The following is a 9,665-nucleotide window of genomic DNA, read 5'->3' as shown; positions in this document are numbered from 1 at the left end:
TGTGGTACCGGTGGAAAAAACGTCCGGGAGCTCAGTCAGGGGGCGTGCGCGGATGTCAAAAACAGGCCCGGCAGACGTAAGGGCGAAACTGTATATGGCGGCGATCGTAGCGATCAGGTGGAATGCCCCGGCGAAGGCGCTGTACCAGAGGCTAATCGCGAAGGGCAAAGCCAGCAAGGCCGCGCTTGGAGCGGTGATGCGCAAGCTGGTTCATCAGTGCTTCGGGGTGCTGAAAACGCGGATGAAGTGGGATGAAAATTACGCAGCTACCGCTTGACGTTCAAGACGGTAGCTACAACTGCCGACGGACCGGCGGCGATTCGCTCCTGCTCAACGCCGCCTTTCGCCGCATCCATGCGGCTCATCCTGGCAGCATTCATTCGCTCAGCGAGTCCGGATGGCGCCCCACCCTCGCTGCACGCCTTTTACTTCTCTGTAATATCATCACTGCTGTCTGCGCGATAAATCGCGCCGCTACGGGTAACGTGCGGCCATTTGTAGCGGCGCGATTTATCGCGCAATTAAGAGAGCACCTGGCTTACAGGCGGTGAGGTGGGCGGCATCCGCAGCGCCGAGCGCGAGGACGGCGCAGGGCGCGGATTGTTAAGGCCCGCGTCCTCGGGCCTTAACCCGTCCGCCTGCACGATGCAGCTGAAACTCCACCATGTCTGGCGGGCGGAACCTACTCAGAGTTAAACCGCTGCTGGCGGGCGGAACCTTTCCAGAATCAAACCCCATCCGTAATCGGTTTACGCACCAACAACAGATACGCCAGCGCCCCTACCACCGTCACACCGGCACAAATCATCAGCGCCAGGCTGAAGGATTTGGTGGTGTCCAGCACCCAGCCCGTCACGACCGGTGCAAACGAAGCGAAAACAAAGCTGGCAAAGTTCTGGATACTGCCGACCGACGCCGTCATGCGTGCAGTCACGTTGGCATGAATCAATCCCCAGCAGGACGTACCGGCAAAATGGATACAGAACAGCGCCATACCAATCAGCGTCACCGCGCTGGTGGTGTCAGTGGCACGGGTGACGAAGGCGGTAAATGCAGCTGACAGCAACATACCGCTGACAATGCTCACCTTACGCACCTTCACTGCATTTATCCCACGACGCACCAGCGCATCCACCACATAGCCGTTGAGCAACATCCCGGCGGCACCGAACAGGAACGGAATCGCCGCCAGTAAACCGGTGCTTTTCAGGTCGAGGTTATAGGTGGATTGCAGGTAGCCCGGCAGCCAGGCGATATACAGCCACGCGGTGTAGTTGATGCCGCTGAAACCAATCATCATGCCCCACATGGTGCGTTGCTTAAACAGACCACGCCACTCGGCAAAACTGATCGGCTCCTTGCGTGATGCCACGCTACCCGCCTGTAAATAATGGATCTCTTCCGCGCTCAGTTTGTTGTTGTCGCGATCGCGGTAGGTCAGATACCAGCCGATAGCGAGGAACATACCCAATACGCCGATGGTGACAAACATACCGCGCCAGCCCAGCACCAGCATCATCGCTGCCAGAATGGGCGGGGCAATCGAAAGGCCAATCATCGAGGCGGCGTTAAACATCCCCATCGGCATACCGCGATCTTTGATGTTGAACCAGTCGTTGATCACCTTCACGCCGCACGGGTTCATCGGCGCTTCGCCAATACCCAGGCCAATACGCACGAGGATAAATTGGGTGAAGTTATGCACCATACCGGCGGCGGCCTGGAACAACGACCAGAAGAACATGCCAATCGCCAGCATAATGCGCGGGCCTTTGCGGTCCAGCAGTGCACCGCACGGCAGCTGCGCCAGACCATACGCCAGCGAAAACGCTGACAACAGTACGCCAATCTCGGTGGCCGACAAACCCAGCTCGCCGCGAATGGTCATATTGGCGACGGACAGGGAACTGCGGTCAAGATAGTTAATAATGGCGGCGAACAGCAGCAACAACATCGCTGTCATCTGAATCTTTCTGATGCGCGGTGAGCGCACCACATCGCCGCGTGCAGGGACAAATTCGCGTCCATCTGCGGCTGGGGCTGGCGCTGTCTCGCGACCACGAGCCGACGTATTTTCCATTGCAACCTCCCGGATCTGGGTACTTATCGTTATCAGTCAGTGTGGGGTTCTGTGGTCGCCAACCGATGCGACCTCAACAGATGGTTCCGAGACTAGAAGCAAAGATGACAGGATGTTGCAAAGATGTTTCTGATTCGTGCGGGAGCTAATGCTTTGTGGTTTTTAATCGGTTTTTAATTGTACTGACGGATCGATCGGATCATCGAGGTTTTGGCGGTGTCGAGATGGGCATGCAATGCACACAGCGCTTCCACATCCTGACGGCTAATCAACGCGGTGAGGATCGCCATATGTTCCTCCAGTGCCACGATATTACGCTGCTTTAAATCGCTTTCATCCCATTGATAATGCGAGTGAAAAATCACCGAGATGATCTCCAGCGATTGATTAAAAAATGGGTTGTTGGCGGCGGAAAGAATCAACGAATGCATCTCCTTATCCAGTGCGGCGAAGTGGCGGTAATCGCTGGCAATGGTGTCTCGCATCGCACGGTGCCGGTCGAGTAAATCGCGTGCCTGAATCCAGCGCTCATCCTCCGATGCCAGATTGAGAAAGCGATTTAACGCGTGGGTTTCCAGCATTTCACGCAGCTCAAACAGTTTTTCCGCGTAATTCTGGTCGAACTTTTTCATGCGCCACTGACCGCGCTTCACCGGCTCCAGCAGGTTGTAGCGCATAAAACGCAGCAAAAACTCACGCACCACCACCGGGCTGACCTTCACCCGTTGCGCCAGTTGCAGCTCGGTAAAGGTATCACCCGGCATCAGTAGCCGCTGGTTGATCAAATTAAAAAATGCCTGCTCGAATTGCGTGGCCTGCTGCTCAATCGGTGGAGTGAGGGCACTGAAGCCATCTTCATCGCTGGGGTTACGCACGATGACATACGTCTCATCCACTTTATCCAGAATGCCGCGCTGGTGCAGGTAATGCAGGGTGTGGCGCACCGTGGTACGGCTGATATTGAACATCTCCGCCAGCGCCGCCTGCGGGGGTAAAGGCGAACGGATATGGCGTTGCGCGATGCCTTCCAGCATTTGGTTGATAACGTTCTGACGCAGATTCTGGCTTCGGCTCATAACAGGCTCCGGTTTTTTATTTATTAAAAACCATCGAAAGCCCAAAAAAATCGTTCTGCCTCACACTTTTGCGTGCGCAACAAGCCGTTAACATCGATTCTCGCCATAACTGTGACATCAGCACAGGAGAAACCTATGACAAGCATGAAAACCCTGGTGGTGGCGGAACCGCGTAGCATGGTGTGGCAGCAGCGTGCCAGACCGACCCCGGCCGCCCACGAGGTTCTGATCAAACCGATTACCGCCGGGATTTGCGGCACCGATATCCATGCCTGGGCGGGGAACCAGCCGTTTTTCAGTTATCCACGCGTGTTGGGCCATGAGCTATGCGGCGAAGTGGTGGCGCTGGGCGCTGAGGCGAGCGGCTTTACGCCGGGGCAACGTGTGGCGTTGATCCCGTACGTCGCCTGCCAGCAGTGCGACGCTTGTCAGAGCGGCAAAACTAACTGCTGTGAAAACATCTCGGTGATTGGCGTGCATCAGGATGGTGGTTTCTGCGAACTGCTCAGCGTACCGCAAAACAATTTACTGGCGGTGGATGATGTCGCACCGGAAGCGGCAGCCTTGATCGAGCCATTCGCCATCAGCGCCCATGCGGTGCGCCGGGCTGCGGTGATGCCGGATGAGCAGGTGCTGGTGGTCGGTGCCGGGCCGATTGGCCTGGGTGTGGCGGCAATTGCCGCAGCAGCGGGCGCGCAGGTGGTGGTGGCGGATACCAGCGAGCAGCGGCGGGCGCATGTCGCGCAGCAACTGGGGCTGGCAACCATCAACCCGCTGGATGCGGATTTTGACGCCACGCTGCGCGCGCAGTTCGGTGGACGCCTGGCAGCCAAAGTGATCGATGCCACCGGCAGCCCGGCAGCAATGAACGGCGCGGTAAAACTGATTCGTCACGGCGGCACTATTGTGTTTGTCGGCCTGCACAAAGGCGACCTGGTGATCCCCGATACCGAATTCCACAAAAAAGAAACCACGCTGATGGGCAGCCGCAATGCTACGCGCGAAGATTTCGACAAAGTGCGCGCACTGATGGCGAGCGGCCAGCTACGTGCTGACATGATGCTCAATCGGCATTATGACTTCTCCACCCTGGCGGAAACCTTTGAACCCGAGGTGATCAACAATCGCGAACTCATCAAAGGCGTCATCCACTTCGCCCGTTAAGTTTTCATCGGGCACCGCACCGTGGGTGTGCGGTGCCGCAAAAATCGCGTGATAAATCACGCCGCTACAGGCCATCAATCATCCCAGTAGCGGCGCGATTTATCGCGCGTCTTTACGCCTGCAATGTGGCGAAAAAGTGCTGGCGCACTGCGTCAGCCTCCACCCCAAGACACAGACGCTGGGCATGCAACCCGGCAAAGGGATCATGGCGTGAGGCGAGGGCGTTGAGGCGGCGTAACGTCTGACCGCTGCTGATACCTTCCGTCACCACGCGTACCGGCGCTTCCGTGACGTGAAAGGCGTGCGGCAGCGCCAGCCAGGAAAGGGTTAGGGTGTCGTGCAGTGCCATACCCGCAAACCCCTCTTTTTCCAGGCTATACGCCAGATAGGGACGGCAGATGGCGCTCAACACCGGTTGATTAAGTTGATGTACTTCATTTGCGGTAATCAACACCTTATGGGTGACATCCAGCGGCAGTACCACCACTTTTAACGCCGAGGACAGCACCTGGTCGGCGGCATGCGGGTCTTTCCAGATGTTGAACTCGGCGAACGGCGTAACGTTGCCGCTGTGTCCGTCGGTGCCGAATGCGCCACCCATGATCACCAACTCTTTCACCAGCGGAATAATATCCGGGGCCTGATTGATCGCGCTGGCAATATTGGTCAGCGGGCCAATCGCCACCAGGGTGATGGCATGCGGGTGAGCGCGTACGCTGTCGATAATAAATTGTACCGCGCTGGGGGCCTGATCGCTGTGCGGGTTAGGGAAGGCATCGCCCAAACCATCTTCCCCATGCAGACGCGCCGGTTCAGAAGGGGTCAGCGCCAGCGGGCGTGAACACCCGCGATACACCGGGGCATCAATAGCCATTTTCTCGCAAAACAGCCGGGCGTTTTTCACCGCCTGGCCCACCGGAACATTGCCAAATACCGTGGTGATACCCAGCAATTTCTGGGTGCGCGCTGCATACGCCAGCGCAAAGGCGTCATCCACGCCGATATCAGTATCAAAAATCAGGGTGCGCATGAGGATCTCCAGTTAATCGCTGCCGTCCAGGTTAAAACATAAATGTGTTGGGTGATACACCAATTTGTCCGGACGATTACCTTGCGCAACGTCACATATTGTTTGCCAGCGCCAGCCATCGTATTATCAACCCCCTCAAGGTGATGGCGTGCCACCTTCCCCAACCGCCGTTCTGGCAACAGACGGCTGATGACGCCTGACAACACTCTTATCCCTGCGCGGGAGACGGCGGTGTGTCAGGTGTTTTTCTGTCCTGCCGCGGCCCTGCGCGTTTCAAACATCAGGAGCTACACATTTATGTTGAAGTCGCTGTTGGCTGTTATGCTCGGTGGTGCCGTGGGTTGTACACTGCGCTGGCTGATTTCCCTCCGTTTTAACACGCTATTCCCCAATCTGCCGCCCGGCACCTTAATGGTGAATCTGATTGGTGGATTTATTATTGGTGCTGCACTGGCCTGGTTTTTAAAGAATCCACAGCTTGATCCGGCCTGGAAATTGCTGATTGTCACCGGTTTGTGTGGCGGTTTGACCACCTTCTCCACCTTCTCGGCAGAAATTGTCGTGCTGATCCAGGCAGGCAAATATTTCTGGGCGATGTCGAGCGTGATGGTGCATGTGATCGGTTCTTTATTGATGACCTTTGCCGGTTTCGCCGTGGTCAATCTGCTGGGCTAAACGGAGCGCTTGAAATAACCTTTAAGAGGTAGATACTGGTCAGAGTTCTGTGCGTGTGACGCACAGAACGTGTCACCGATTTATCCGGACGATTAAGGAGCACGTTGATGAGTAGTCACCCCAAATTCCTTAACCTGGTGTTGTTAAACGGTGAGCCCGAAGAGAAATTGCGAGCAGCGCATGCCGCGGGCTTTGATCAGGTTGAAATCTGGCGTGAAGATGTTCAGGCCAGCGCGCAGGGCACCCTGGCGCTGGCGCAATTGGCCGCTCAGCAGCAGCTTACGTTTACCAACTTGCAGGTATTACGCGATTTTACCGGTGCGCCGGATCGTGAACGTCAGCAGAAACGCGAAGAACTGCGTCAGTTTATTCAGGTCGCTCAGGCGCTGGGCTGCGACACCATTCAGGCACCGGCCACCACGCGTGAAGATTGCCTCGCGGAACGTATCGATGAGGATTTGCAGTGGATGGCGTCAGAAGCCGCGCGCTACAAAATGCGTATCATGTACGAGCCAATGGCGTGGTGCAGCGTCGATAACACCCTGCCGCTGGCGTGGGAGCGCCTGCAACGGCTGGATCAACCCAACATTGGTTTGGTGGTCGATCTGTTCCACATCTGTGCGCGGGGCGGCGATGCTTCGCAGCTGGATGGTATCCCCGCCGATCGCATCTATGAAGTGCAGCTGTGCGATATGGCGGCACTGCCGCCGCAGAACAATGACGCCATTATCGATATTGCGCGTCATCAGCGTTTATTACCGGGTGACGGCATCATCGAAGTGGAGCGTTTTGTCGATAAGCTGAAAAGTGCCGGTTACAACGGCCCGGTTGGCATCGAGGTGTTTAACGATGCGTTAAAAGCGCAGCCACCGGCAGTGGCGGCGCAACAGGCGTGGACTGCACTGAATCGCTACTGGCCTTAATCCTGCAAACATTGCGCGATAAAGGCAGCCGCCTGCATCGCGCCCTGCGAAGAAATGGTGTGGCCGGTGGCCGGTTCAAAACGTGTTTCCAGCGTCACACCCGCGGTTTTCAGGCGCAGCGCGGCGGATTCGCTCTCGGTCCAGGGGATCACGCCGTCAGCGTGGCCGTGGATCAACAGCGCAGGCGTCAGCGGCTGCGGCGTCAGGGCACCGTCAAAGGCCAGACGGCCAGAGAATGCCACTACACCCGCCAGCGGATGACGACCCGACGCCAGCGCATCCAGCGCCATAATCGACCCCTGCGAAAAGCCCACCAGAATCACTTTATCCCAGGCATCGGTAAAGCCATGCTGTGCCATTAATTGCTGTAGCGTGGCATCGAACGCAGCGCGCGCTTCACGCACCCGTGCCGGACGGTTTTCCACGGTGACTCCGTTCAGGCTAAACCACTGATAACCCATGCCGTGTTCAAACGGATAAGGCGCATTCGGTGAGGCGAACGCCACATCCGGCAACAGGCTGGCCCAATGCTGGCCGAGTACCGCCAAATCGTCACCATTGCTGCCGACGCCGTGCAGAAAAATCACTAACGCTTTTGCCATCTTACCGCTCCTTAAAAACCGTATTCCGCCATATCCGGGCCAACCGGCACGATACCATTCGGGTTCAGTGCTTTGATGGAATAGTAGCCCTGTTTGATATGGTCGATATTCACTGTCTGACGCACGCCGGACACCGACAGCATACTCTTCAGGTAGCGATCGAGCAGCGGATAGTCGCGCAGGCGGCGCAGGTTGCATTTGAACAGGCCGTGGTAAGCCGCGTCAAAGCGGATCAGCGTCACAAACAGGCGGATATCGGCTTCGGTCAGGCGCTCACCCAGCAGGAAAGTACGGCCATCGCTCAGGCGTTCCTCCAGCTCATCCAGTTGGCTGAAAACATCCTGAAACGCCTGCTGATAGCTGATTTGCGTGGTGGCGAAACCGGTGCGATACACGCCGTTATTCAGACGCGGATAGATCGATTCGTTGATCGCATCGATCTCGCTGCGCAGATCCTGCGGATACAGATCGAGGCTGTTCTCGGCCAGATCGCCGAATCCGCTGTTCAGCATCCGCAGGATGTCGGCGGATTCGTTATTCACGATGGTTCCGGTTTTTTTGTCCCACAACACCGGCACCGTGGCACGACCGGTGAAATCAGACGCGGCGCGGGTATACAGCTCGTGCAGATATTCGGCGTTATTCAGCGTATCGCGATCGGCGCCGGGATAATCGCCGAAATGCCAACCCTGGTCACCCAGTTGTGGCTCCACCACCGACACGCTGATTACCTGCTCCAATCCTTTGAGGTTGCGGGCAATCAGGGTACGTGAAGCCCACGGGCAAATCAGCGCCACATAGAGGTGATAGCGATCCGGCTCGGCGGCAAACTCGCTGGAACCATCGGCGGTGATCCAATGGCGAAAACTGGATGTCTGACGGACAAAGCCGCCCTGTTTATCGGTGGCCTGTACCGGATGCCACTCTGCGCTCCACTTACCGTTTACCAACATCGCTCTGCTCCTCTGTGGTGATGTTGGTTAGCTTAACCCGCTGCCGGATGGGTGATAATCCGGGCAAAATGGCTTTCATTGCTTCCAGAATGGAAGGAATCAGCCCGGTGGATAATGACGGAAATGCTCGGCGAGAAAGTCGATCAGCAGACGAGTTTTCTGTGCCAGATGGCGGGCCGGAGGATAAAGCGCAAACAGGCCGAGCGGCGGGGTGGCAAAGGCATCCAGCAGCGAGACGATCTCACCGCGTTGCAGGGCCGGCGCGGCAATAAAACCCGGTAAGCGCGCGATGCCCAGCCCGGCCAGTGCCGCCTGTAAACAGGCTTCGGTATTGGAAAAACACAGGCGACCGCGAATTGGCATATTAACGCTATCGCCGCATGGGGTGACGAACGGCCAGTGCCAGGGATCGCGGAAATTGGTGTCGCTGATACATTGGTGTGCCGCCAAATCGCGCCAGTGCTGCGGCGTGCCGTGTTGCTGGAGATACCCCGGCGAAGCCGCCACGCGCACCGGCACATCACCGAGGCGGCGGGCAATCAGGCTGCTGTCATCCAGCTTGCCAATCCGAATCGCCATATCAAACCCTTCATCGACGATATTCACCGCCCGATCGGAGAAGTTCACGTCCAGTTCGATTTGCGGATAGGTGCGGGCGAACTCCACCAGCACGCTGGCGAGCACGGCGGTGCCAAAGGTGCCGGGGGCGCTGATCTTCAGGCGTCCGGTGGGAGTCGTTGCGCTTTCACGCACCGTGGCATCGAGGGTATCGAAGGCTTCCAGCAGGCTTTTTACCCGTTCGTAATAAGCGCGCCCCACTTCAGTGGGAGAGAGGGCGCGTGTGCTGCGTTTAAACAACTGCACACCCAGCTCCTGCTCCAGTTTGGATACCAGCTTTGACGCCTGGCCGCTGCTGGTGCCAAGCCGCGCGGCGGCACCGGCAAAGCTGCCGACTTCCAGCACGGCAACAAACATACGGTCACAATCAAGACGATCCATGATGCTTCCTGATGGCAAACAAAAGCGGAGTATATAACGTCTGATGGATCCGTAGCGGCGCGATTTATCGCGCGCTTTTTTCCGGTACAGTGCTCTGGTTTAAGTTCGCATTCGGTGCGCTGCACCTTTCCCCCGGCGGCAAAACCTGTTTGACTACAGGTTT

The 9,665-nt window shown here is 57.2% G+C and carries 10 protein-coding genes and 1 riboswitch; of the genes, 4 read left to right on the top strand and 6 right to left on the bottom strand.

Features of this window, described 5'->3' with window-relative positions; translation table 11 throughout:
* Window positions 1-277, top strand: a 277-nt coding sequence (locus CTZ24_RS19255; RefSeq protein WP_208723593.1) for a transposase, incomplete at its 5' end; no start/stop codon positions are given.
* Between the two features lie 450 nt (window positions 278-727).
* On the opposite strand, the gene CTZ24_RS19250 is transcribed toward CTZ24_RS19255, so the two are convergent.
* Both CTZ24_RS19250 and CTZ24_RS19245 read right to left on the bottom strand, forming a co-directional pair.
* The gene (locus CTZ24_RS19250) at window positions 728-2,080 is read right to left on the bottom strand and encodes an MFS transporter (RefSeq protein WP_208724368.1); all 1,353 of its coding nucleotides are present in this window, start codon (window positions 2,078-2,080) and stop codon (window positions 728-730) included.
* Between the two features lie 173 nt (window positions 2,081-2,253).
* Window positions 2,254-3,156 (bottom strand): GntR family transcriptional regulator, encoded by a 903-nt coding sequence (locus tag CTZ24_RS19245; RefSeq protein ID WP_208724367.1) that lies wholly within the window; start codon window positions 3,154-3,156, stop codon window positions 2,254-2,256.
* A 135-nt stretch (window positions 3,157-3,291) separates the two neighbouring features.
* On the opposite strand from CTZ24_RS19245, the gene CTZ24_RS19240 reads away from it, so the two are divergent.
* Window positions 3,292-4,320, top strand: a complete 1,029-nt coding sequence (locus CTZ24_RS19240; protein ID WP_021184948.1) for a zinc-binding alcohol dehydrogenase family protein — start codon at window positions 3,292-3,294, stop codon at window positions 4,318-4,320.
* 112 nt (window positions 4,321-4,432) lie between these two features.
* On the opposite strand, the gene CTZ24_RS19235 is transcribed toward CTZ24_RS19240, so the two are convergent.
* Complete coding sequence (locus CTZ24_RS19235; protein WP_021184947.1) at window positions 4,433-5,350, bottom strand: nucleoside hydrolase; 918 nt, start codon at window positions 5,348-5,350, stop codon at window positions 4,433-4,435.
* Between the two features lie 130 nt (window positions 5,351-5,480).
* A riboswitch (Fluoride riboswitch) is annotated at window positions 5,481-5,556 on the top strand.
* A 91-nt stretch (window positions 5,557-5,647) separates the two neighbouring features.
* Between CTZ24_RS19235 and crcB the strand changes: the two genes are divergently transcribed.
* Window positions 5,648-6,025, top strand: a complete 378-nt coding sequence (gene crcB / locus CTZ24_RS19230) for a fluoride efflux transporter CrcB (RefSeq protein WP_021184944.1) — start codon at window positions 5,648-5,650, stop codon at window positions 6,023-6,025.
* Window positions 6,026-6,132: 107 nt separating this feature from the next.
* A complete protein-coding gene (locus CTZ24_RS19225) occupies window positions 6,133-6,948 on the top strand; it encodes a sugar phosphate isomerase/epimerase family protein (RefSeq protein WP_208724366.1) in 816 nt (271 codons plus the stop codon).
* Here CTZ24_RS19225 and CTZ24_RS19220 read toward each other — a convergent pair.
* The 3 genes from CTZ24_RS19220 to CTZ24_RS19210 form a co-directional block, all read right to left on the bottom strand.
* The gene (locus CTZ24_RS19220; RefSeq protein WP_021184942.1) at window positions 6,945-7,550 is read right to left on the bottom strand and encodes an alpha/beta hydrolase; all 606 of its coding nucleotides are present in this window, start codon (window positions 7,548-7,550) and stop codon (window positions 6,945-6,947) included. The genes CTZ24_RS19225 and CTZ24_RS19220 overlap by 4 nt on opposite strands.
* Before the next feature lie 11 nt (window positions 7,551-7,561).
* A complete protein-coding gene (locus tag CTZ24_RS19215) occupies window positions 7,562-8,503 on the bottom strand; it encodes a glutathione S-transferase family protein (protein WP_208724365.1) in 942 nt (313 codons plus the stop codon).
* A 99-nt stretch (window positions 8,504-8,602) separates the two neighbouring features.
* The gene (locus CTZ24_RS19210) at window positions 8,603-9,502 is read right to left on the bottom strand and encodes a LysR family transcriptional regulator (RefSeq protein ID WP_021184940.1); all 900 of its coding nucleotides are present in this window, start codon (window positions 9,500-9,502) and stop codon (window positions 8,603-8,605) included.
* Window positions 9,503-9,665: the final 163 nt, after the last annotated feature.

The sequence above is a fragment of the Pantoea phytobeneficialis genome, assembly GCF_009728735.1.
GTDB lineage: Bacteria > Pseudomonadota > Gammaproteobacteria > Enterobacterales > Enterobacteriaceae > Pantoea > Pantoea phytobeneficialis.
Note: the sequence above shows the minus strand (reverse complement) of the source record. Positions and strands in the feature narration are given on the sequence as shown.

Bases quoted from the DNA above. Each gene is read 5' to 3' on its own strand.
- CTZ24_RS19240 (WP_021184948.1), top strand. From the start codon at position 3,292: ATGACAAGCATGAAAACCCTGGTGGTGGCGGAACCGCGTAGCATGGTG.
- CTZ24_RS19210 (WP_021184940.1), bottom strand. From the start codon at position 9,502: ATGGATCGTCTTGATTGTGACCGTATGTTTGTTGCCGTGCTGGAAGTC.
- CTZ24_RS19245 (WP_208724367.1), bottom strand. From the start codon at position 3,156: ATGAGCCGAAGCCAGAATCTGCGTCAGAACGTTATCAACCAAATGCTG.
- CTZ24_RS19250 (WP_208724368.1), bottom strand. From the start codon at position 2,080: ATGGAAAATACGTCGGCTCGTGGTCGCGAGACAGCGCCAGCCCCAGCC.
- CTZ24_RS19215 (WP_208724365.1), bottom strand. From the start codon at position 8,503: ATGTTGGTAAACGGTAAGTGGAGCGCAGAGTGGCATCCGGTACAGGCC.
- CTZ24_RS19235 (WP_021184947.1), bottom strand. From the start codon at position 5,350: ATGCGCACCCTGATTTTTGATACTGATATCGGCGTGGATGACGCCTTT.
- CTZ24_RS19220 (WP_021184942.1), bottom strand. From the start codon at position 7,550: ATGGCAAAAGCGTTAGTGATTTTTCTGCACGGCGTCGGCAGCAATGGT.
- CTZ24_RS19225 (WP_208724366.1), top strand. From the start codon at position 6,133: ATGAGTAGTCACCCCAAATTCCTTAACCTGGTGTTGTTAAACGGTGAG.
- crcB (WP_021184944.1), top strand. From the start codon at position 5,648: ATGTTGAAGTCGCTGTTGGCTGTTATGCTCGGTGGTGCCGTGGGTTGT.